The organism is Qipengyuania rhodophyticola (assembly GCF_042493225.1).
Classification (GTDB): domain Bacteria; phylum Pseudomonadota; class Alphaproteobacteria; order Sphingomonadales; family Sphingomonadaceae; genus Erythrobacter.
This window is the reverse complement of record NZ_CP170454.1, coordinates 2,340,163-2,363,059: the sequence shown is the minus strand read 5'-3', so window position 1 is coordinate 2,363,059 and position 22,897 is coordinate 2,340,163. Positions and strand designations below refer to the sequence as shown.

The following is a 22,897-nucleotide window of genomic DNA, read 5'->3' as shown; positions in this document are numbered from 1 at the left end:
TAGTCGCGCTGGGACTGATCGATGACCTCAGCAGTCCTCACTGTCGATGCCATGCGCAAAGCTGAGCAGGCTGCGATGGATGCGGGCGTCAGCGAGTGGGAGCTCATGAAACGCGCTGGTGAAGGCGCGGCGCAATGGATCTGGCGCGTCGCTGCTGGACGCGCGGTCACCGTTTTGTGCGGCCCCGGAAATAATGGCGGCGATGGCTATGTGATTGCCGAGTGGCTTCGTGCGCGCGGACTTGAGGTACAATTGATTGCACCCGCTGAGCCAAAGACTGAGACGGCGTCTAAGGCTCGCGATACTTACGATGGGCCGATCGCGAGCAGCGCAGATGGTATCGGCGCTGAAGTCTTGGTCGACGCCATGTTTGGTTATGGTCTTTCCCGCAGGGTCGAGGGGGTTTTCGCGAAGGCCCTTTCGGTGGCTGCCGAGAATCACCCCCATCGCATCGCCCTTGATGTGCCGAGCGGGATAGAATGCGACCTCGGTGGCTATTGGGGCGATGTTCCGAAATTCGACCTAACACTGGCTCTGGGCGCATGGAAACGCGCGCATTTTCTAATGCCAGCACGGGCAAAGATGGGCGTAGTCCGGCTTGTCCCTATTGGTTTGAAGCTTGGGGATAAACCGGTTCAATTATCAGCTCGCCCCGGGATCAACGCTCCAAAAGCCAGCGATCACAAATACACGCGCGGACTTGTTGCTATTGTTGCGGGCGCAATGCCGGGAGCATCACAGCTTGCTGCGCAGGCGGCGATGCGAGCGGGCGCTGGCTATGTGAAGCTGCTGAGCGGTACTCCGCACGCCAACCCGTCCGCCGATCTTGTTGCCGATAGTCAACCTTTAGACAGCTCCCTTTCCGACAACCGTATTGGTGCAATTTTGGTGGGGCCTGGGCTGGGCCGTGATGATGCAGCGCGCGATAAACTCACACGCGTGCTGGAGACCAGAAAACCAGCAGTCCTCGATGCAGATGCGCTTCACCTTCTCAATTGGGATATGCTTGAAGGTGCGGACGCCTCGCAGCTTATACTGACGCCTCATGAGGGTGAGCTGGCCGCTCTATGCAGAAACTTTGACATAGAGGCAGCGACGAAGTTGGAGCGCGCAGCGATGCTGCGGGATCTGACCGGACTGACGGTGCTCGCGAAGGGGCCTGACACGATCCTCGCGTTGGGCGAGGGCGGCGTCCGCTTCTTCCCTGGCGGATCAAGCTGGTTATCGGTTGCAGGAAGCGGCGATGTCTTAGCAGGGATCACGGCGTCAAGGCTCGCGGGCGGGCTTGCCCCATACGCTGCCGCGGAGCAGGCCGTCTGGCTCCATAACGAGGCTGCGCGTTTCGCAGGTCCGGCATTCACGGCCAGCGATCTTGCACATGGCGTCAAACCAGCATTGGCGCATCTCCTATGACTGACACCATTATCCGTGTTGCCGCCAAGGGCGATGGCGTCACGGCGGACGGTCGTCACTTCTCCGGGGCAGTGACAGGCGACGCTGTGGCTGCCGATGGGAGCGTTTCGCGTGGGCCGCATCACGTCGATCCGCCCTGCCGTCACTTCACGAAATGTGGCGGCTGCCAACTTCAGCATGCCGACGAGGAAGTGCTGCGAGGCTTTGTTAAGAGCCGAGTGGTCAATGCGGCCGAGGGGCAAGAGCTTGACGTTGGGGAGCTACTGCCGACGCATCTCTCTCCGCCGCGCTCGCGTCGCCGCGCGACCTTGCATGCGATGAAAACGCAGAAGGGAGTGCTGCTGGGCTACCGCGAGGGACGTTCGCACAAGATCATTGATTTGCAAGAGTGCCCGGTATTGCGACCGGAACTGCTGGCCATGCTTACGCCTTTGAGGACGTTTTTGAGCATTGCGGCCGGCAAAAGGCCGGTTGATATCGCACTGACAGTGACGGATCAGGGAGTGGATTGCGCGGTCAAAGGCGTTGACCTTGATGGCCTCGCACCGACCGAAGCCGCGCTTGATTTCGCACGCGAACAAGACCTTGCGCGGCTTTGCCTTGATCAGGGCTATGGCCCTGAACCGGTGTGGGAGCCGGAGCCGCTCACCGTGACGCTTGCTAATGTGCCAGTTAGCTTTCCGCCGGGCGCATTCCTGCAACCCACCGATGATGGTGAGGCAGTATTGCTCGCTGACGCGCGGGGGCATCTGAGAGATGCAAACACGATCGCAGACCTGTTTTCTGGCTTGGGAACATTCGCGTTTGGGCTCGCTGATCCAGCTAAGGTGCTCGCGGTAGAGGCGGCACGTGATGCTTATCTAGCCTGCAAAACCGCCGCAGGCATGTCACGCAAACCCGTCCATGCATTGCACCGCGATTTGTTTCGCGCGCCGCTTCAGGCAGATGAGCTAGGCCGCTTTGGCGCATTGCTTCTTGACCCTCCGCGTGCAGGCGCTCGGGAGCAAATTTCCTGCATTGCCGAGAGTAAGGTCGAGCGTGTCGCTTATATAAGCTGCAACCCTTCAAGCTGGGCGCGTGATGTGAAGGTGCTCAGTGATGCGGGCTTCAAACTCAAGAAGCTGCGCCCCGTTGGCCAATTTCGCTGGTCAACGCATGTTGAGTTAACGAGCTATCTCGAGCGCTAGGTCAAGCGCTAGCTGCCGACGACTTTCATCTCGGCAAAAGCGAGCAATCCGCCAAAATCTTCCAGCATCTCGGCATCAACGTCTTCATCATCAATAATGATGTCCAGGCGATCTTCAAGTTCGGTCAGCAGGCCGGCAACCGCCATCGAATCCAGCTCTGGCAAATGCCCAAAAAGCCCAGTGTCGCCGTCAAACTGCTCCACATCATCAGCATCAAGGCCCAGGACATCACACAGTATCGCTCGCAAAACCGTGTCAATTTCATTGCGGCTCATGGGCAAGCCGCTCTTTGCTGGCTCCGCCTCATTCGCTGGCATTGCTGCTTCGCCTTCGTTTTCTACTGCATGACCCGTCATGATTATGTGCTTGTTCCTCTTTCCGCACAGAGCGCGGCCATTAGCGCTCGTAAGGGGTTGGTGCAAGAAGCCTGCACAAGCCACGCAAATGCTTGCAGTTTGGCGCAGGGGTGGTGATAGCAACACGCAATGCTTGATCCGACGCCATTTCCACTCGATCACCTTGCCGCGCGCGGTGAGCCAGATGATCCAGCGCTTATCCTGAAAGATAAAACACTGAGCTTTGCTGATCTGCAGGAGCGGATAGCGTTGCTAGCCGGATGGCTTGCGCGAAAGGTTGGCAAGGGGGAGCGGGTTGCCAGCTGGGCAGTGAAAGGCGAGCTTACCTGTATGATGCCTCTGGCCGCAGCCCGAGCAGGCGTTGTCCATGTTCCCATCAACCCACTACTTAAGCGCGCGCAAGTGGCCCATATTGTCGCCGATAGCGGCGCGGCGATGTTGGTCGGTACAAAGGCCCGGCTAAAAACGCTCGAACCGGATGACTATGGCGAGAATTGCGAGGTAGTTGAGGAAAGCGCTGCTTGGGATCAGGCTGCGACGGGAGATGGCATAACGGCCTCATCAACTCACGACCCGGAAGATTTAGTGGCGATCTTGTACACCAGCGGTTCCACCGGCCAGCCAAAGGGCGTTATGCTTAGCCATGCAAACCTGTGGCTCGGCGCTGTTAGCGTGGCGCATTATCTGCGCATGGCCGCAGATGATGTGACGCTGGCTGTCTTGCCGCTATCCTTCGACTATGGCCAAAATCAGCTACTCAGCACATGGTATGCTGGCGGATGCGTTACTCCGCTTGATTATCTATTCCCGCGCGATGTCGCGAAGGCATGCGCCAAGCATAGTGTCACAACCCTTGCGGCTGTACCTCCGTTGTGGGTTCAATTGACTGAGATGGATTGGCCCGAAGATGCCGTTAGCTCGCTGCGCCGTTTCACCAATAGCGGTGGCGCTTTGACAACCCATATGGTTCGCGATTTGCGGGCACTGGCACCGCATGCTGATGTCTACCCAATGTACGGCCTCACTGAAGCGTTTCGTTCGACCTATCTTGATCCGAGTTTAGTCGATACCCATCCAACTTCGATGGGCACTGCCATTCCCTTTGCAGAGATTCTGGTAATCAATGATGCTGGCGAAGTCGCCGCTCCCGGTGAGCAAGGCGAGTTGGTGCATTGTGGACCGTTAGTGGCGCAAGGGTATTGGCAGGATCCGGCGCGCACATCCGAGCGTTTCAAACCGGCACCCGAGCAGAGTAAATATGGCGGGACCGCAGTATGGTCGGGCGACCGCGTGAAGCGCGACAATGAGGGGCTACTCTATTTTGTCGGTCGGCGTGATGCGATGATCAAAAGTTCTGGCAACCGGATTAGCCCGCAAGAGCTTGAGGATGCCGCAGTTTCCACTGGCTTAGTTTCCGAAGCCGTTGCGCTTGGCGTGGCAGACGATCGCCTCGGTCACGCGATACATCTGGTGGTGCGCGGTGATCCCGGTGCAGGCGATGCCGCTGCAGATCGCATGCGCAAGGAGCTTGCAAAGGCATTGCCCAATTTTATGCAGCCTCACGTAGTGCATTGGCGCGATACGCTTCCAACAAATGCGAATGGTAAGCTAGATCGCAGTGCACTTGGTAAGGAGATTAGAGGCATAGCAGCGCGGGGTGATGACCAATGAGTGTCAAGCCAAAACCCTTAGGACCGATCCCGCAAGGATTTAGCGTGATTGACGGCGAGCTCGCGATTGGTGGGCGCACCGCCAGCGAGCTGATTGCCTCTTCTCAGCACACACCGCTTTTCGTCTATTCGCAAGACTTGCTGCGAGCCCGCATGGATAATTTGCGTGCGGCAATGCCGGAACGGATCAGGGTGAATTATGCGATCAAAGCGAACAGTTTTGAACCTGTTCTAAGCTTGATGAATGAACTTTCAGATGGGCTTGATATTGCCTCGGGCGGTGAGCTCGATATGGTCAAAGCTATTGGCGCGGACATGGCCAATGTCAGCTTTGCTGGCCCGGGCAAGCGCGATAGCGAACTTGAGACGGCAATCGCGGTGGGTGCTACGCTCAATCTCGAAAGCGAAGGTGAAGCACGGCGCGCACTGGATACTGCGGATAAGCTCGGCAAGGTGCCGCGTCTGGCAATTCGCGTAAATCCCGAATTTGAACTGCGCGGTTCAGGTATGAAAATGGGAGGCGGAGCAAAACCTTTCGGCATAGACGCGGAGCGTGTCCCGGCATTGGCAAAAGAGATTATTGCGGCCGGATGCGAATGGCGCGGATTGCATATCTTCACCGGCAGTCAGGCGCTTAGCGCTGAAGCCATTGCAGAGGCGCAGTGCAATGTGCTGTCGCTCGCCGCCTCGCTCACTGAGAAAATGGGCGCACCCTTGCCAAAGCTAAACATGGGTGGAGGTTTCGGTATTCCATACTTCCATGGGGATGAGCCGGTTGATATTCGCCACATGGGTAAGCAGCTTGATGAGCATTTTTCCGCTTTGCCTGATGAGCTCTCGGGAACCGAGTTTTTTCTAGAATTGGGCCGCTATCTTGTCGGCGAAGCGGGCGTCTATCTTACTCGCATTCTCGACAAGAAGGTCAGCCATGGTGAGACCTATCTTGTGACTGATGGCGGGCTCCATCATCAGCTTGCTGCCTCGGGCAATTTCGGCACTGTTATCCGCCGTAACTACCCCGCCGCAATCGCCAATCGATTTGACGCAGAACCTAGCGCTATCGCGACAATTGTTGGATGCTTATGTACGCCGCTTGATCGACTGGCAGATAGAGCGATGCTTCCAGAGGCGGATGTAGGCGATCTCGTCGCGATATTCTGCGCGGGCGCTTATGGGGCAAGTGCGTCACCCAGCGCCTTTCTAGGCCAAGGTCCTGCGGCAGAAATGCTCGTTTAGCCTACTATGACAGGCCGTGGCCAAGGGCCATGTAATCCGCACTCTGCATTTCTTTGAGGCGGCTAACGGTGCGGTCAAATTCAAAGCTCCCATCACCGCTGCTATAAAGGCCCTCAGGCTCGGTTTGCGCGGTTGCGAACAGCTTTACGCGCATCTCATAAAGTGCATCAATCAGCTTGGTAAAGCGGATAGCCTCATTGCGCATCTCTGGATTCATCGCAGGTATGCCCACGAGGATCACGGTGTGATAAGCCTGCGCAATCGCCAGATAGTCTGCCGCGCCGCGATTTTCGCCGCAAAGTCGCTTGAAGCTAAACACACCAACACCCTTGAGACTTTTAGGAACGTGAAGTTCTCGCCCACCGCCAAGCTCAAGCTCGCCGCTTGGAACATGCTCGGCATCTTCCGGCGCAAAATCAGTGAGGCGGAAGAAGGCTTCGCGCACCTGCGCCGTCGCCGCGTCACCCAAGGGGAAATGCCAGCTGTCGATATCGCCGAGCCGATCGAGACGATAATCGACCGGACCGTCGAGCGGGAGCACATCGAGTTCTTCTAAAACAAGGTCGATAAAGGGCAGGAACAGTGAGCGGTTGAGCCCGTCTTTGTAGAGATCTTGCGGTGGACGATTGCTCGTTGTCACGACACTCACATTTTGTTCGCGGACTAAGGCGGTGAAAAGCCTGCTCATGATTGCGGCATCAGCGGTGTTGGTAACAACCATCTCGTCAAACGCGAGGCATCGGACATCCTTGGCAATATCTGCTGCGACCTTAGGCACAGGATCGCCAGGGTCGCTTTCGCGGTGAGCCTTCATCCGTTTATCGACTTCGAGCATGAATTGATGAAAGTGGACGCGGCGTTTCTCTGATATGCTGAGCGTCTCGACGAACAAATCCATAAGCATGGACTTGCCTCGTCCGACGCCGCCCCACAGATAGACACCTTGAGGTCGCACGGTCTTAGGACCGAAAAGCTGGGCGAGCAGTCCGCCGGAGGTCTCGGCTTCCAGTTCTTTCTGAAGGTTATTGAGCCGTTCAGCAGCTCTGCGTTGGTCGGGATCAGCTCTTAGTTCTCCGGTGGAGACCAATTGTTCATAACGGGCGAGAACGCCGCTCATCGCGGTGTAAATTTGCGAACGATGCCAGAGAATGCTGCGACCTGATCATCGTCCTGCTCAACGACCCCGCGTAGAAAGGCCAGCTTGCCCGTTTCGCGCATAATCTCGGCGACCGCATCAAGTGGGCGTTTAGGGTCTCCGCCGCCGATGAACTGAGTTGAGATTTCAAGCGTGACCGAAGGGCCTGCATTGCCGGTGCCCACGGTGTGCATGGTGGTGAATAACGCGATATCGATGAGGGATTGGGTAACTGCCCCGTGAATGATGCCCTGCAAGTTCTCATGTTTGCGCTCTGGAAACATGCGTAGCCGGCAGAACTCGCTTTCACGGCGCGTAATGAGCTTGCCCATTACCGCGCCATTGAAGAGCGTATCGTCTTTCAGGTTCCAATGGTTCCAACCCGGATTATCCGAATCGGGCAGATGGTCGAAAACGTCGTCGGTGAGCGCCATGGGTCTGGCCTATCGCAATGCAATCAGCGCGTGATCAGATATGCCGTTCCGCCATCATCTTTTTGGTCTCGGCAATTGCCTTGGCGGGCGAGAGGCCCTTGGGGCACACATTCGCGCAGTTCATGATTGTATGGCAGCGATAAAGCCGGAAGGGATCTTCTAGCTGATCGAGCCGCTCACCGGTCATTTCATCACGGCTATCCGCGAGCCAGCGATAGGCCTGGAGCAAGATGGCTGGGCCGAGGAATTTGTCCTGGTTCCACCAATATGACGGGCATGCGGTTGAACAGCATGCGCACAGAATACACTCGTAGAGGCCATCGAGCTGCTCACGCTGTTCTGGCGTCTGAAGCCGCTCTTTGCCGCTAGGTGTTGGCGTGACAGTTTGCAGCCAAGGGCGGATTGATGCGTATTGCGCGTAGAAATGAGTGAAGTCTGGAACAAGATCTTTGATCACGTCCATATGCGGTAGCGGAGTGATTTGGACCTCACCTTTGAGGTCTTCAATCGCAGTGGTGCAGGCAAGTGCGTTCTTGCCGTTCACATTCATTGAGCAAGATCCGCAAATACCCTCGCGGCATGAGCGGCGGAAGGTGAGTGTTGGATCGACCTCATTCTTAATCTTGAAAAGTGCATCAAGGACCATTGGCCCGCAATCATCAAGATCGATTTCAAACCGATCATAACGCGGGTTCTCGCCCGTATCGGGATCGTACCGATAGATCTTGAACTTCTTCACCCGGCTCGCATTCTCAGCCTTATGCACTTGGCCTTTGCCGCGGATCTTGGAATTTTTCGGAAGAGTGAAGGTAGCCATGACCGATCCTATAATCGAATTTCTGCGAATAAGCATTAACGCCGCTGTCCGTGGGCACAAGGGGGAGGGTATCAGAAAAGTGCGCGGGCAGAATGGCGCTACATTAGACCTAATCAAATAAGATCAATATGTTGCAAGAGCACGCGCAGTTGATCCACAGCGCCTTTGGCAAAATTCTCAACGAGTTTTGCGATTTTGTGAGCTTCGCGAGCGGCGCGAACGTATAGAACGGCGTAATGAGCACACCATACAAGCTAGTTGCCGCAGTTTTTGGAGCCTCGGGCGGGATTGGCTTAGCGCTTACCGATGCGCTGGCAGAGCGCGGCGCGCACGTCTTTGCCGGGTCGCGCAGTGGCGCGGGTTTCGACTCAGACGCTGTCACGTCATTCTCCTTTGATCTTACCGATGAAGCCTCGATTGCAAATGCTGCGAGCATCATGCGCGAGACGCCGCCCGAGGTGGTTTTGGTGACCACAGGTGTGTTGACCTTAGTCGATGGGTCAGGACCTGAGCGCACTTATCGCAAGCTTAACCCGAATGTGATGGAGGAGGTCTTTCGCCTCAACACCATTGGTCCCGCCTTGATAGCCAAACACATGCTCCCGCTGCTGCCGCGCGACAAGCGTTGTTTGTTCGCGGCCCTATCAGCAAGGGTTGGCTCAATTTCAGACAACAGTCTCGGCGGTTGGCACAGCTACCGTGCGAGCAAAGCGGCGCTCAACATGCTGATCAGGAACTTCGCTATTGAGCTTTCACGGACGCACAAGCATGCAGTTGTGGCAGGGCTTCACCCTGGCACGGTAGATAGCAACTTATCGAAGCCATTTCAGACTGGCCTGGCTGATGGACAACTCACCGAGCCCGCGCAGGCCGCTACAAATCTTCTATCAGTGCTGGATAGCCTAACGGCGAGTGACACTGGTAAAGTGTTTGATTGGAAAGGTGACGTAATACCTGCCTGAGCAGCAGGCCTCACTCAGGAAATAAGAGCGTTACGTCGAAACGCCTCCGCTAGAAGTGTCTCGAGCAGATCCGTATGGCTGAGCCCAGCCTCAGCAGCTGATTTCGCAACCACCTTTTCTGACCACAGATTGCAGTTCAGATTGATTTCGATGAAGTTGATATCGCCGGTTTTGAAATCGAGCCGGAATTCGATGCGGCCATAGTCGAATGGCAGAAACTCGAGAGCGACCTTCTCGGCCATCGCCTGAATCTTTGGCGCTAGTTCAGCATCCTCAAACCGCTTCAGCGCAGCCTTCTCAGTGTTTTGAACCAGGTCGCGCTTTTCGTAATATGTCCAAAGGCGCTGCGTGTCCTCGCGCTCATACCAAAGCATGGGCAGGGCAGTCGGCACATCATTAATGGTCACGAAAGCGCATTGGATATCGTAGCCATCGAGATATGGCTCGACGATCGCGTCATGTCCCTGACCGTGAATATTTGCGATCGCATTGGCAACGCCGGTGAAATCATGCGCGTCAGAAATGCCCCAACTAGCCGACGATGCATTGGGCTTGATAACCCAGCGACCTTCGGAGGATGGCGGCAGATCTTGCTCGAGCACGGGCGCGCCGCGCCTATAGCAATTCCAAGGGGCGGTGGGGACGCCCGCATGATCGCAGACTAGCTTCGAAACTGATTTGTCATCGCCCAAACCGCGTAAGAACGGCATCGCGCCCAGATAAGGGATGCGGTGCATATTGCACAGCAATGGGATCATCATCTCTGAGTTGACGAAGCCGCCTCGGTTCAGCAGCGGGAAGACGAAATCCGTGTCTGGATTATTGAATAAGACATCGTAGCTATCAGCAAAGTCGAGATTGAGACCAAGCTTTTCCAAACTTGTGCGGACCTCGTGATGATAAATGGCATGGTTGCCATCTTCAGGATGCATACCGCCGCCCCACATCGCATGTTTCGCCATGAACAACACTCGAATTCGGTCTTTCGCCTCTTGTGGAATCCGCAAGGGAGAGACGGATTGTGCCATGACGTGATCCTTTAGTTGCACGGGTTGACGGCCTTTAATCACAAACCGAGCTGGCGACCAGCGGCTTTTGGCTTAGCCGCCGCGCAGAAATTTTTCTTGCTCTTTCGGAGTGTTAAGTTAGCTTTTGAAGCATTCGAGCCACTTGGGAGAGGGTATGGGGCTCCGTTCGTTATACGACGCGCACATTATGCCGCGCCTTGTCACCTGCGCTTGTAGCCAGGGCGCCATCCTAAAGCGGCGCTCGCAAATCGTCCCTTTGGCGAGCGGCAAAGTGTTCGAACTTGGCTGCGGCGGGGGCCTAAATCAGCAGTTTTATGATAAGGCAAACATCTCGCAGTTTTCTGGGATAGACCCCCATGAGAAGCTGCTTGATGGTGCGCGAGAGGCCGCACAAGTCAATGGCTGGGATGTCGATATCAAATCAGGTGTGGGGGAGGATATCCCGTTCGCCGATGGTACATTTGATAGTGTTGTGTGCACCTACACATTGTGCTCGGTTGATGATCCAGCACAAGTCATGCGTGAGATGCGGCGAATATTGAAGCCAGGCGGGCAGCTGCTATTTTTGGAACATGGCAGAGCCCCGGATCACTCTGTAGCGAAGTGGCAAGATCGGATTGAGCCGATCTGGCGTCCGCTGGCCGGCGGGTGTCATTTGACCCGACCCATCAGTAGCGCCTTGCGCGGCGCGGGGTTTGACGTTGAGCCACTCGGTCAAAGCTACCTTGCGAAGACACCCAAGCCAATGGGTTGGATGGAGTGGGGAATCGCTCGCAAAGCTGGTTTCTAGTGCTTCAGTTGCCTCGCAGATTGGTGTCGGCGTCGCTGCGCCAGATGAAAAAAGGGCCAGCGCCGTATGACGGTGCCAGCCCCCTTTTATGATTTAGCCGAGACTACTCACCAAATGTGCGTTGCCACCAACCACGGCGTGGTTTGCCTTCTGGCGCGGGATCAGCAGTCGGAGCATCGGCCGATTCAGTTTCAGCGGCAGGCTTCTTAGCTCTGCTTTTTGCTTTGGTGGGTTTTTCCTCAACAAGTGCTTCGTCATCCACCTTCTTCTTACGAGTACGAGGTGCGGCTTTTGTGGCCTTGGCTGGCGTGCTCTCCTTGCCATCATCAGCAGGTTTCTTCGCTGCAGCCCGCTTGCGCTTCGGTTTCTCGGGTGCCGCTTCCTCGGTAGAAACAGCGTCTGCTGCGCTGTCAGCTTCAGGCGCATCCTCTACCTTTTTCTTGCGACGAGGAGCACGTGCCTTCTTCGGCTTGGTTGCTTCTTCGGCGTCAGTTTCCGAAGAGGCTTCTGGGGCTGGGCTTTCTGACGCTTCGGGAGCTGCCTCAGCAACCTCGCCAGCATCCGTGCCATCAGCAGATACTTCTACGCCTCTGTCCTCGTTGCGGCCTCTGCCACCACGACGGCCACGCCCACCGCGCCTACGGCGCTTCTTGGGCTTTTCCTCGTCATTACTTTCGTCATTCTCTGAACGATCGCCGTTTTCATCGCGGTCACCATCGTCATTGGACGCATCATCACCGGGGTTCTCATCGCGATTCTTGTTGCGACCACGACCGCCGCGGCGGCGCCTGCGACGCTTCTTCTGCGAGCCGTCCTCATCGTCCTCATCCGCGATTGGCAGATCTTCTTCGTCTTCCTCATCGTCGACGATCGGATCGAACTTAGGTGCATTCGTTGGGCGCGGACCAGTGCTGGACACGGTCATCTTGGCGCCTTCATCTTCGCCTTCCGGAACCACTTCGACCGTCACTGAGTAACGGTCTTCAATCTCTTGCAGGTCCGCACGCTTGCTGTTCAGCATGTAGATGCTGGCTTCAGTGCTTGCAGACAGGCGAATGACGGAACCTTTGCCCTTTGCCGCCTCCTCCTCGATCAGACGAAGCGCGGATAGGCCAGCGCTGGATGCGGTGCGCACAAGGCCAGTGCCGTCGCAATGCGGGCACTCACGAGTGCTCGCTTCGAGCACACCCGTACGGAGCCGCTGGCGGCTCATTTCCATGAGGCCAAAGCTTGAAATACGTCCAACCTGAATGCGCGCGCGGTCATTCTTCAGCGCGTCTTTCATAGCGCGCTCGACTTTTCGAATATTGCCGTGACGCTCCATGTCGATGAAGTCGATCACAACGAGGCCAGCCATATCGCGCAGGCGCAATTGCCGCGCGATCTCTTTGGCCGCTTCGAGGTTTGTGCTGAGAGCGGTTTGCTCAATCCCGTGGCCCTTGGTGGAGCGGCCCGAGTTGATATCAATTGAGACAAGTGCCTCAGTCGGGTTGATTACCAGATAGCCGCCAGATTTCAGCTGAACCATCGGGTCATATAGGGCCTTGAGCTGATCCTCTGCGCCATATCGCTGGAACAGCGGAACCGGGTCTGAATAAGCCTTCACGCGGCGCGCATGGCTGGGCATCAGTAGCTTCATGAAAGCCTTGGCTGATTTATATCCATTTTCGCCCTCGACCACGACTTCCTCAATCTCACGATTGTAAATGTCGCGGATCGCCCGCTTGATCAGATCGGAATCGGAATGAATGAGGTTGGGAGCACTAGAGCTAAGCGTCTTTTCGCGAATCTCGTCCCAGAGACGCGCGAGATAATCAAAGTCGCGCTTGATCTCGGTCTTTGTGCGCGAAAGACCAGCGGTGCGCACAATAAGACCCATTGTCTTAGGTAGCTTAAGGTCAGAAATAACCTGCTTAAGACGCTTGCGATCCGTCACGGAATTGATCTTGCGGCTAATGCCGCCGCCATGGCTACTGTTGGGCATCAAGACGGTGTAGCGGCCAGCTAGGCTCAGATAGGAGGTGAGGGCAGCGCCCTTATTACCGCGCTCTTCCTTGACCACTTGAACAAGCAGAACCTGACGGCGCTGAATAACGTCCTGAATTTTGTAACGCCGACGGAGCGCCATCCGCTTGGCACGGGCTTCGTCTACTTCCTTGGCGCGCGAGCGGCCCTTGCCTTGCTTGCGGCGGCCACGCCCACGACGACGCTTGGGCTTACCGCCATCTGCGTCGCTATCTTCACTGTCATTGTCTTCATCTTCGTTGTCGGCTTCATCATCGTCAGCATCATCATCGGAAGCGTCATCGCCGTCTTCATCGCCCTCAACGTGGCCTTCCTCAATGGTCGCGACGTTGTCTTTCTCAGAGGTATCGATCTCTTCGAGTCCGTCTTCCGCGATCTCTTCTGCAAGACCTTCAGAGCTTTCATCGTCGGCGTCATATTCCTCGCCGGGCAATTCGCCCCGGTCTTCTTCTTCAGCGCGCAAACGCGCTTCTTCCTCAGCCGCCTCGGCCTCTGCTTCGAGCAGGGCATCGCGGTCATCCTTGGGTATTTGGTAATAATCAGGATGGATTTCGCTAAAGGCGAGGAAGCCGTGGCGATTGCCGCCGAAGTCGACAAAAGCGGCCTGCAAACTCGGCTCGACCCGTGTGACTTTCGCTAGGTAGATGTTGCCTTTGATCTGCTTGTGTTCAGCAGATTCGAAATCTAATTCCTCAATCCGGTTGTTCTTTACTACCGCCACCCGGGTTTCTTCCGAGTGACGCGCATCGATTAGCATGCGCGTTGCCATGTATAATTCTCCAAGCGCTCAGAGGAGGGCCATTGGCCCCAAACTGAATGCGCATATTTGTGTGAGTAACGCAGCGTGTGGTGTTGCTGCGCGTTCTAGTGTGCCGGGCAAAAGCAAGCCTATGGCCGCGTGCCCGGAATTCTGTGACTGCAGAGCAAACCTTGCGTCCATTTGACGCATCGCCACCGCGCGATCCAAAATCACAAGCAGCTGCTTGTGAGGAACCGCGCGGGGAAATGGGGTTTGTTGTCTGCATCAACCTCTCGACGACCGCATTCTTCAAAATAAAGCGATCTGAATACTATAAGGAAGTGTCCGCTTAGGATCGTTAACGACCGCGTCCTTCCGATTTTTAAGGAGCTAGCACCGTGGGTATCATTCAGCAACCTTATTGCGCATCTGCCACCGATCCTTTTAACCAGTAATCTGATGTTGATGCGTTTCGGGCCTTTCTTGCCGTCTGCGGTGATCGCGCTTTTCCTAGGCGCGCTTAGCCTTGGTGGCCTTAAAATACCGATACCAGGCTGGTCCGGTGTATATGCTTCGCGGATTTCTCTACCCCTCACTGGGACCGTCGCTTTGCCCGAGATTGCTGGAGCAGGCGAAGGCGCGCTTCCGCTCATTGTGATCGACCCAGGGCATGGCGGCAAAGATCCCGGCGCAAGTGGGCAGGGTGTTCAGGAAAAAACTCTTGTGCTGGACTTAGCCAAGGCTCTGCGCGACCGGCTTGTTGAGACGCAAACCGCCCGCGTTGCCTTAACGCGTTCGGATGATCGTTACCTTCTGCATCAGGAGCGCTATGACATTGCGCGCAGGCTTGATGCAGATCTGTTTCTGTCGATTCACGCCGATTCTGCTGGCGAGCGCGAGCAGATTGCGGGCGCTAGCATTTACGTTCTGTCAGATGAGGCATCGAGCGAAGCAGCTCAGCGCTTCGCCACGCGCGTCAACAATGCGGACCGTGTGAACGGCCGGCTCATTACGCAGGAAGACGACAATGTCAGCGCAATTTTGGTCGAGCTGTCGCAGCGGCGCACACAGGAGCAATCAAGTGAGTTTGCTCGGCTAATTGAGCGGGAAGGGCGCGGCACAATCCGCTTCCACCCGGAAGCACAACGCTCTGCCGCGCTCAAGGTGCTGCGCGCGCCGGATGTGCCCTCAGTGCTTTATGAGAGCGGCTTTATCACCAATGAGGCGGAGGCTCGCTCGCTCACATCGGCGAGGGGGCAGCAACAATTTGCAGAAGCAATGGCGCAAGCAATCCGTGTTTATTTTGCGCGCAACCCGCGCGAGAGTGATCCTGCAAGCGCTGGTTCATGAGCGATGGCCACAGCTAACACAGTTTTGCATGTGGCGAATGCACAATCCCTCGTGCTAGAGATGCCAAAAGTATCGATTCAAGGCAGGTAATGACTGAGCAATCCACCATCGAACGGTTTCGTTATCGTATCCGCCGTGATGCAAGCGGAGCGTGGGGCTGGCTGCGCGATCGGATGGATAGCCGCCCTCGGTTTCGTTTGCTTGTAATAGGGCTGGCAATCATACTAGCGGTTCTGGTGCTCGCCTGGGCCGCTTTGGCGCGCGGATTGCCCGATGCCTCAGGCTTGGTTGATTACGAAACGCCTCTGCCCACGGTGGTCCGCGGAACGGATGGCGAGATCGTCCATTCCTATGCGCGTGAGCGGCGCGTCCAATTGCAGTTTACCGATTTTCCGCAGCCGCTTATCAACGCCTATCTTTCGGCAGAGGATAAGACCTTCTTCAGCCACGGCGGCGTCGACCTGACAGGCACAGCCAATGCGGTGTTTGATTATGTCACAAAGCTTGGCTCGGGCGAGCGTGCGGTTGGCGGGTCTACTATTACGCAGCAAGTCGCCAAGAACTTGCTTTTGGGTGACGAATATTCGGTCACGCGCAAGTTAAAGGAGATGATCCTTGCGCGGCGGATTGAGAGTGTTCTGGAGAAGGAACAGATCCTCGAACTTTATCTCAACGAAATTCCGTTGGGCCGGCGCAGCTTTGGCGTTCAGGCCGCATCGCGAGCGTATTTTGACCGAGACGTTGGCGAACTTGAATTGCACCAGATTGCATTTCTGGCGATCCTGCCCAAAGCGCCGGAACGCTATGGCCGATCGCAGAATGAAGAACTCGCGCTAACGCGCCGCAATTTCGTGCTCGATCAAATGGTCGCAAACGATTTTGTGAGCGAGCAAGAAGCATCCGCAGCTAAAGCGATGTCTCTGGGCCTTGTTACTCAGCGTAGTACACGTTCGGCCGATGCGGGATATTTCCTCGAAGAGGTTCGGCGGCAATTGATTGATTTATATGGAGAGACGGCCGAGGACGGCCCTAATAGCGTCTATGCTGGCGGACTGTGGATTCGCACCTCTCTGGATATGGAGCTTCAGGAAGCCGCGCGTGATGCTTTGCGTAAAGGCTTGTCACGCTATCATGGCACTCGCGGCTTCGCTGGAGCCTTGGCGACGGTTAATCCAGACAATGGCGATCTCATCAGCCAATTGCGTTCGTCCAACCTCAGCATCAATTACGAAGATCTGGTGATCGCAGTTGTGACCGAGAAAAGCGGATCAAGCGCAACGGTCGGACTTACTAATGGTGAAACCCATCGTCTTGGCAGAGTGCCCGATATTCTCGACGTTGGAGATGTGATTGCAGTGCGCAAGTCCGCGTCTGGCTACAGTATTGGCGTTGTCCCGGAAGTGTCAGGAGGGTTTCTCGCTCAGAACCCCCAAACCGGACGTATCCTTGCAATGCAGGGCGGCTTTGACAGCAGGCTTGGTGCATTCAACCGCGCCACTCAGGCGCAGCGTCAGCCGGGTTCGACGATCAAGCCTTTCGTCTATTCAACCGGTCTCGATCACGGCCTAACCCCGGCCAGCGAAGTGCCCGACGAACAGTTCTGCTACTATCAGGGTTCGCGGCTCGGGGAGAAGTGTTTTACCAACTTCGGCGGCGGACGCGGCGGAGGCACGCACACTATGCGCTGGGGGCTGGAACAATCCCGCAACCTGATGACGGTTCACATCGCGATGGATTCGGGCATGGAGAACGTAATCGATACGTTCGAGCGTGTTGGTATTGGCAGCTATGAGCCATTCCCGGCCTTCGCACTTGGCGCTGGCGACACCACGGTTGAGAAGATGGTCAGCGCATACTCGGCTCTGGTCAATCACGGCAAGAAGATCGAACCAAGTGTAATTGATTACATTCAAGATCGGCGCGGCAAGGTGATTTGGCGCTCAGACAATCGTAATTGTGACCGCTGCAATATGGATGAGTGGGACGGGCAGCCAATGCCGCGTTTCGGGGCCCGCGGCGAGCAAGTTATGGACGCTCGTACTGCGTTCCAGACCGTTCATATGATGCAAGGCGTTATCACGCGCGGCACCGCAACGCGTCTTCGTGCTCTGGACATTCCGCTGTTCGGCAAGACCGGTACTACCTCTGGCCCGACCAATGCGTGGTTCGTGGGCGGTTCGCCGCAAATTGTTGCTGGCATGTATTTGGGCCACGACACGCCGCGTAATCTGGGCGGATGGGTGCAGGGCGGGAATACAGCTGCACCGATGTTCCTCGATTTTGTCCGCGCCTCAAAAGGACGCTGGGATGGCGATCAATTTGTTGCGCCATCGGGTGTACGAATGGTCAAAGTTGATCGGCGAACGGGTAAACGCGTGTTTGATGGCACGCCGTCTGATGGGCCGGATGCTTCGGTGATTTGGGAGGCGTTTAAGCCAGATACGGTGCCGCCGCGCTCGACGCGAGCAGATGAGATCAAAGCAATGCGCGAGCAGATCATTGAACAAATTCGTGCAGGTCGCGCGCTTCAGGAAGGTGCTGGATTGGGTCAGGGGCGAAGCGATGAGCCGTCCGACTTTGTTGAGGATCAAGGCGGCATTTATTGACGCTGCGCGCGCCTGCGGCTTTACATTCCTTGCCTTCTCATTAGTGCGAACAGCGAGACGCGGCGCAGGATTTGCGCGATTGTAGCGTAACGAAGGAATTGGGCTATGCGTGCCGAGGGGCAGGCTAACATTGATCGTATCGAGGCAGCTTTGGAACTAGTCCGGCAATCGCTGGATTGGGAGCAAGCCTTGCGCCGTCTCGATGAGCTGAATGCGCGTGTGCAAGACCCGACGCTTTGGGATAATCCGAAGGAAGCGCAGGCCATTAGCCGTGAGCAGAAGCAATTGGAAAGCGCAGTCAACACTGTCAATGAGATATCATCTGAAATGAGCGATGCGGTGGAATTCATCGAAATGGGTGATGCCGAGGGCGATGATGATATTGTGGTGGACGGGCTCGCAAGTCTGGAAAAACTCGCGGATCGGGCGGATGCCGACAAGGTTCAAGCGCTGCTGTCGGGCGAAGCCGATGGCAATGACACATACCTTGAAATCCACGCAGGTGCTGGCGGCACCGAAAGTCAAGATTGGGCTGAAATGCTCTTCCGGATGTACGGGCGCTGGGCTGAGCGCCGGGGCTTCAAAGTCGAGACTGTTGAATATCAGGCGGGTGATCAGGCCGGTATCAAAAGCGCCACACTGCTTTTGAAAGGTGAAAACGCTTACGGTTATGCCAAGACCGAGAGCGGTGTTCACCGGCTTGTCCGGATAAGCCCTTATGACAGCTCCGCGCGGCGGCACACGTCATTTAGTTCGGTCTGGGTCTATCCAGTAATCGAGGATGATATCGACATTGATATCAATCCAGCGGACCTCAAGATTGATACTTACCGTGCTAGCGGGGCTGGCGGACAGCACGTCAACACGACCGATAGCGCTGTGCGAATTACCCACCAGCCCAGCGGTATTGTGGTTGCGAGCCAAAATGATCGTAGCCAACACAAGAACCGCGCAACCGCGATGAACATGCTCAAGGCGCGGCTGTTTGAGCGTGAGATGGCGGAGCGTGAAGCGGCGGCCTCTGGTGAGTATCAGGAAAAGAGCGAGATTGGCTGGGGGCACCAAATCCGGTCCTACGTTTTGCAGCCTTATCAAATGGTCAAAGATCTGCGCACCGGGGTGACCTCATCCTCTCCAGACGATGTCCTCGACGGAGCGCTCGACCCCTACATCTCGGCCGCGCTCGCGCAGCGTGTGACTGGCGAAACAGTCGATGTGGAAGACGTCGAATGATGCGCTTCGCGATCCCTTTTGCGCTCGCATGTGCTACCCTAACGGGCTGCAAAGAGGTCTCGTCCGATCGCCCTGAGACCGCACTGGAGTTTCCGCTGCCTGACCGGCCGGTTTCAAACGTAACGTCCAACCAATTCTCGACCGAGACCGAGCGCGATAATCGCGGCGAAGCACAGGCCGTTATGGATCTCGCCGAGATTACTCCGGGCATGACTGTTGCAGATATTGGTGCCGGCAACGGCTATTACACGGTGCGTCTCGCTGAGCGCGTCGGCGAAGAGGGCAAGGTGCTTGCGCAAGACATTGATGAGGATGCACTCAGCCGCCTCGGTGACCGTGTTCTGCGCGAACGGTTCGAGAATGTTTCGATTAAGCTCGGCGCGCCTGATGATCCGCGTCTGCCGGAGGATAGCTTTGACCGCATATTCCTAGTTCATATGTATCACGAAGTTCAGGAACCCTATGCGTTCCTGTGGCGGCTATGGTCGGCCATGCGCGAAGGCGGGCAGGTTATTGTGGTCGATGTTGATCGTCCCACTGACCAGCACGGCATAGATCCATTGCTACTCTCATGCGAATTTGAACAGGTCGGATACACACTGGATAAATTCAAGAATGCACCTGAGCTTGCGGGTTACTATGCCCAATTTACCCGAGCTGAAACAAGGCCGCAGCCGAGCGAAATCAAACCATGCCGCGAGGCTGTTGTGAATGGCGAAGGAGCGGGCTGAGCAATTTGGCCTCCTAGCTAAAAAACCTATGCATCAGTGCTCAATTATGAGCAGATGTTCATGCGCCCTTTTCCTCACAAAGGCAGGGTGCTAGGCGCAGTCAAGTATAGACGAAAACAGGGCGGGGACGACCGACTGAAATGACAGATTTCCCAACCAGCTTTGACCGTGATGAGCTGTTGAAATGTGCGCGGGGTGAATTATTTGGCCCTGGCAACGCGCAGCTGCCCGAACCCCCGATGCTGATGATGGATAGGATCACCGAGATCTCCAGCGATGGCGGCGAACATGGCAAGGGCCATGTCGTTGCGGAGTTCGACATCAAGCCCGAGCTCTGGTTTTTCGACTGCCACTTTCCGGGTAACCCGATTATGCCCGGCTGCCTCGGTCTGGACGGTCTGTGGCAGCTTACCGGGTTTAACCTGGGCTGGCGTGGTTGGCAGGGGCGCGGCTATGCTCTGGGCGTCGGAGAGGTCAAGCTGACCGGCATGGTCAGGCCAGACCGCAAGATGCTCAAATATTATGTGGATTTCACCAAGGCGGTGCAGAGCCGACGTTTGACCATGGGCGTGGCAGATGGCCGCGTCGAGGCCGACGGAGAGGTCATTTACCAAGTGAAGGACATGAAAGTTGCCCTCTCAGAGGCGTAACCAAGTCAGAGGTACAAGTAATGCGTCGCGTCGTCATAACAGGGTTGGGGATCGTCTCCTCAATTGGCAATAATTCCTCAGAAGTGCTTGCCTCGCTAAAAGCGGGCAGATCCGGCATCACTTTCAATGAAGACATGGCCGAACATGGGTTCCGCTCGCAAATTGCGGGTGCGGTGGATCTCGACCTATCGGAACACGTGGACAAGCGCACGCTGCGTTTCATGGGGCCCGGCGCAGCCTATGCGCATATCGCAATGGGGCAGGCTATTGCCGATGCAGGCCTGGAAGAGAAGGACGTCATCAATCCGATGACCGGGGTTATCGCCGGTTCGGGTGGTCCTTCTACCTCGGCAATGCTTGCCGCACACCAGACCGTACTGAAAACTGGCGCGACCAAGCGCATTGGGCCTTTCGCTGTCCCCAAGACCATGTCCTCAACGGTAAGCGCGAACCTCGCCACGGCTTACCAGATCAAGGGAATGAACTTCTCGATCACCTCGGCCTGTTCTACGTCGCTTCATTGCATCGGCATGGCGGCACAGCAAATCGCCCTGGGTCAGCAGGACGTGATGTTTGGCGGTGGCGGCGAAGAGCTCGACTGGACGCTGTCGTGCCTTTTCGATGCGATGGGGGCCATGTCGAGCAAATATAATGATACGCCGGAGCGTGCCTCTCGCGCATTCGACGCTGATCGCGACGGCTTTGTTATCGGCGGCGGCGGGGGCATTGTGGTGCTTGAGGCGCTCGAACACGCACAGGCGCGCGGCGCGAAAATCTATGCGGAAGTCACTGGCTTCTGTGCCACATCCGACGGTGCTGACATGGTCGCGCCTTCGGGCGAGGGCGGAGAGCGCTCTATGCGCGGGGCGCTCAAGTCGCTCGGCAATGATCGCACAATCAGTTATATCAATGCTCACGGCACCTCGACACCGGTCGGTGATGTTGGTGAGATTGCGGCAGTTCGCCGGGTGTTTGGCGATGGCACGACTCCGCCGGTCAGTTCTACAAAGTCAATGACGGGTCACAGCCAGGGGGCCACCGGCGCGCAGGAAGCAATCTATTGCCTGCTAGCGCTAGAGCATGATTTCATCATCCCTTCGATCAATGTTGAAACTCTGGATCCCGCGCTGAAGCCGGACGAGATTGCCACCGAGCTCGTGGAGAATGCCGGTCTTGATACAGTTATGACCAACTCGTTTGGCTTTGGCGGAACGAATGGCACGATGTTGATGTCGAAATTCAACGGATAAGTGTTCACACATTAGGTAAGGGATCAGCAGCATGGGCGTATTGTCGGGAAAACGCGGCCTCGTGATGGGTGTCGCCAACGATCGCTCAATAGCTTGGGGTATTGCCAAAGCATGCGCTGAGGCTGGCGCCGAATTGGCATTCACCTATCAAGGCGATGCTTTCGGTAAACGGTTGAAGCCGCTTGCGGAGGGCGTTGGTTCGGACTTCATGCTGGATGTCGACGTAACTGACGACGCTTCGCTGGACGCCGCTTTCGATGCGCTACAGGAACGATGGAGCAGGCTTGACTTCGTCATTCACGCGGTGGCTTTTTCCGACAAGTCTGAGCTCACTGGCCGCATTCTCAACACCTCGCGTCAGAACTTCAAAAACTCGATGGATATCTCCGCTTACAGCTTCATCGAAGTTGCCCGGCGCGCGCATCCGATGATGGTGGAGCATGGCGGCACGCTACTCACCCTAAGCTATATGGGGTCCAATCGCGTTACCCCGAATTACAACGTAATGGGCGTGGCCAAGGCTGCGCTCGAGGCCGCTGTCCGCTACCTCGCCAATGATCTTGGCCCCGAGGGTATCCGGGTCAATGCTGTCAGCCCTGGCCCGATGAAAACGCTGGCCGGCTCAGCCATTGGCGGCGCGCGCAAGACGTGGAAGCACACAGAGACCAATGCGCCGCTCCGCGCGAATGCCACGCTGGAAGCAGTGGGCGGCACCGCGGTATATCTTTGCTCTGATGCAGGAGCATGCACAACTGGTGAGATCATTCGCGTCGATGGTGGTTTCCACGTTCTGGGTATGCCACAGCACGATAATCTTTAGGGATGTAGCCAATGCGTTTTGCGCAAGCGAGTCTTGATGATCCAGCGGTAGTCAGCCTGCTAGAATATCACCACCGCGACATGTTCGAAGTGTCACCTCCGGGCACGGCCTATGCGTTTGATCTGGAGCGCTTGAGAGAGCCGGATATTTGTATCTTTGGCGCGTGGGATGGCGAGCAACTGCAAGCTGTCGGCGCGCTTCGTTCACATGATGACTATGCTGAAATTAAGAGCATGCGCACTCTCCCTGAATATGCCGGAAAAGGGCTTGGTAAAGGTTTGCTCACACATTTGCTTAACGCGGCACGCGAGGCCGGGTTTCAAACGGTAAGACTGGAGACTGGAATCAGCGCGCCATTTACGCCTGCTAACAGGCTCTATCAGGCATTCGGCTTTACCGAAATTGGCCCGTTTGCAGGCTACCAAGACAATGGAGACAATCGGTTTTATGAAAAGCGCCTATAGC

Annotated in this window: 20 protein-coding genes; 14 read left to right on the top strand and 6 right to left on the bottom strand. The window is 56.3% G+C overall.

Annotated features, from left to right (window positions below; genetic code table 11):
- The first annotated feature begins 21 nt into the window (after positions 1–21).
- Both ACFCXQ_RS11300 and ACFCXQ_RS11295 read left to right on the top strand, forming a co-directional pair.
- Positions 22–1,413, top strand: coding sequence for an NAD(P)H-hydrate dehydratase (locus ACFCXQ_RS11300; RefSeq protein WP_379550638.1), 1,392 nt, complete (start codon positions 22–24; stop codon positions 1,411–1,413).
- Positions 1,410–2,600, top strand: coding sequence for a class I SAM-dependent RNA methyltransferase (locus tag ACFCXQ_RS11295; protein ID WP_379550636.1), 1,191 nt, complete (start codon positions 1,410–1,412; stop codon positions 2,598–2,600). The genes ACFCXQ_RS11300 and ACFCXQ_RS11295 overlap by 4 nt, the downstream gene beginning before the upstream one ends.
- A gap of 8 nt (positions 2,601–2,608) precedes the next feature.
- Here the strand turns inward: ACFCXQ_RS11295 and ACFCXQ_RS11290 are convergent, their stop codons facing one another.
- Entirely contained in the window at positions 2,609–2,875 is a 267-nt protein-coding gene (locus ACFCXQ_RS11290; RefSeq protein WP_379554642.1) for an acyl carrier protein, read from the bottom strand.
- 210 nt (positions 2,876–3,085) lie between these two features.
- Between ACFCXQ_RS11290 and ACFCXQ_RS11285 the strand changes: the two genes are divergently transcribed.
- On the top strand, positions 3,086–4,627 hold the full coding sequence (locus tag ACFCXQ_RS11285) for an acyl-CoA ligase (AMP-forming), exosortase A system-associated (RefSeq protein WP_379550635.1): 1,542 nt from the start codon (positions 3,086–3,088) through the stop codon (positions 4,625–4,627).
- Positions 4,624–5,862: a pyridoxal-dependent decarboxylase, exosortase A system-associated gene (locus ACFCXQ_RS11280; RefSeq protein ID WP_379550633.1), complete on the top strand. Its 1,239-nt coding sequence runs from the start codon at positions 4,624–4,626 to the stop codon at positions 5,860–5,862. Before ACFCXQ_RS11285 ends, ACFCXQ_RS11280 begins: the two co-directional genes overlap by 4 nt.
- Before the next feature lie 4 nt (positions 5,863–5,866).
- On the opposite strand, the gene zapE is transcribed toward ACFCXQ_RS11280, so the two are convergent.
- Genes zapE through ACFCXQ_RS11265 form a run of 3 tightly spaced genes read right to left on the bottom strand, consistent with a single transcriptional unit; the run spans position 5,867 to position 8,248 of the window.
- On the bottom strand, positions 5,867–6,979 hold the full coding sequence (zapE, locus tag ACFCXQ_RS11275) for a cell division protein ZapE (RefSeq protein WP_379550631.1): 1,113 nt from the start codon (positions 6,977–6,979) through the stop codon (positions 5,867–5,869).
- The gene (locus ACFCXQ_RS11270) at positions 6,976–7,431 is read right to left on the bottom strand and encodes a PaaI family thioesterase (protein ID WP_379550629.1); all 456 of its coding nucleotides are present in this window, start codon (positions 7,429–7,431) and stop codon (positions 6,976–6,978) included. The genes zapE and ACFCXQ_RS11270 overlap by 4 nt, the downstream gene beginning before the upstream one ends.
- A 34-nt stretch (positions 7,432–7,465) precedes the next feature.
- Positions 7,466–8,248, bottom strand: coding sequence for a succinate dehydrogenase iron-sulfur subunit (locus ACFCXQ_RS11265; RefSeq protein WP_379550628.1), 783 nt, complete (start codon positions 8,246–8,248; stop codon positions 7,466–7,468).
- Between the two features lie 236 nt (positions 8,249–8,484).
- On the opposite strand from ACFCXQ_RS11265, the gene ACFCXQ_RS11260 reads away from it, so the two are divergent.
- Positions 8,485–9,210: an SDR family NAD(P)-dependent oxidoreductase gene (locus ACFCXQ_RS11260; protein ID WP_379550626.1), complete on the top strand. Its 726-nt coding sequence runs from the start codon at positions 8,485–8,487 to the stop codon at positions 9,208–9,210.
- 14 nt (positions 9,211–9,224) lie between these two features.
- Here the strand turns inward: ACFCXQ_RS11260 and ACFCXQ_RS11255 are convergent, their stop codons facing one another.
- Complete coding sequence (locus ACFCXQ_RS11255) at positions 9,225–10,238, bottom strand: D-alanine--D-alanine ligase family protein (protein WP_379550624.1); 1,014 nt, start codon at positions 10,236–10,238, stop codon at positions 9,225–9,227.
- Between the two features lie 154 nt (positions 10,239–10,392).
- Between ACFCXQ_RS11255 and ACFCXQ_RS11250 the strand changes: the two genes are divergently transcribed.
- Positions 10,393–11,028 (top strand): class I SAM-dependent methyltransferase, encoded by a 636-nt coding sequence (locus ACFCXQ_RS11250; RefSeq protein WP_379550622.1) that lies wholly within the window; start codon positions 10,393–10,395, stop codon positions 11,026–11,028.
- 103 nt (positions 11,029–11,131) lie between these two features.
- On the opposite strand, the gene ACFCXQ_RS11245 is transcribed toward ACFCXQ_RS11250, so the two are convergent.
- Positions 11,132–13,822: an Rne/Rng family ribonuclease gene (locus tag ACFCXQ_RS11245; RefSeq protein ID WP_379550620.1), complete on the bottom strand. Its 2,691-nt coding sequence runs from the start codon at positions 13,820–13,822 to the stop codon at positions 11,132–11,134.
- A gap of 429 nt (positions 13,823–14,251) precedes the next feature.
- Here ACFCXQ_RS11245 and ACFCXQ_RS11240 point away from each other — a divergent pair, with 429 nt between their 5' ends.
- The 8 genes from ACFCXQ_RS11240 (at position 14,252) to ACFCXQ_RS11205 (ending at position 22,896) form a co-directional block, all read left to right on the top strand.
- The gene (locus ACFCXQ_RS11240; RefSeq protein WP_379550618.1) at positions 14,252–15,142 is read left to right on the top strand and encodes an N-acetylmuramoyl-L-alanine amidase family protein; all 891 of its coding nucleotides are present in this window, start codon (positions 14,252–14,254) and stop codon (positions 15,140–15,142) included.
- 89 nt (positions 15,143–15,231) lie between these two features.
- Positions 15,232–17,748 carry a penicillin-binding protein 1A gene (locus ACFCXQ_RS11235; protein ID WP_379550616.1) on the top strand — a complete coding sequence of 839 codons (2,517 nt, stop codon included), beginning with the start codon at positions 15,232–15,234 and terminating at the stop codon, positions 17,746–17,748.
- Between the two features lie 105 nt (positions 17,749–17,853).
- Positions 17,854–18,981 (top strand): peptide chain release factor 2, encoded by a 1,128-nt coding sequence (gene prfB, locus ACFCXQ_RS11230; protein WP_379550614.1) that lies wholly within the window; start codon positions 17,854–17,856, stop codon positions 18,979–18,981.
- Positions 18,978–19,712 carry a class I SAM-dependent methyltransferase gene (locus ACFCXQ_RS11225; RefSeq protein ID WP_379550612.1) on the top strand — a complete coding sequence of 245 codons (735 nt, stop codon included), beginning with the start codon at positions 18,978–18,980 and terminating at the stop codon, positions 19,710–19,712. The genes prfB and ACFCXQ_RS11225 overlap by 4 nt, the downstream gene beginning before the upstream one ends.
- Positions 19,713–19,852: 140 nt before the next feature.
- Positions 19,853–20,362 carry a bifunctional 3-hydroxydecanoyl-ACP dehydratase/trans-2-decenoyl-ACP isomerase gene (fabA, locus tag ACFCXQ_RS11220; protein ID WP_379550610.1) on the top strand — a complete coding sequence of 170 codons (510 nt, stop codon included), beginning with the start codon at positions 19,853–19,855 and terminating at the stop codon, positions 20,360–20,362.
- 20 nt (positions 20,363–20,382) lie between these two features.
- The gene (fabB, locus tag ACFCXQ_RS11215) at positions 20,383–21,612 is read left to right on the top strand and encodes a beta-ketoacyl-ACP synthase I (RefSeq protein ID WP_379550609.1); all 1,230 of its coding nucleotides are present in this window, start codon (positions 20,383–20,385) and stop codon (positions 21,610–21,612) included.
- A 31-nt stretch (positions 21,613–21,643) separates the two neighbouring features.
- Positions 21,644–22,432 (top strand): enoyl-ACP reductase FabI, encoded by a 789-nt coding sequence (locus ACFCXQ_RS11210; protein WP_379550607.1) that lies wholly within the window; start codon positions 21,644–21,646, stop codon positions 22,430–22,432.
- Between the two features lie 11 nt (positions 22,433–22,443).
- The gene (locus tag ACFCXQ_RS11205; protein WP_379550605.1) at positions 22,444–22,896 is read left to right on the top strand and encodes a GNAT family N-acetyltransferase; all 453 of its coding nucleotides are present in this window, start codon (positions 22,444–22,446) and stop codon (positions 22,894–22,896) included.
- Position 22,897: the final 1 nt, after the last annotated feature.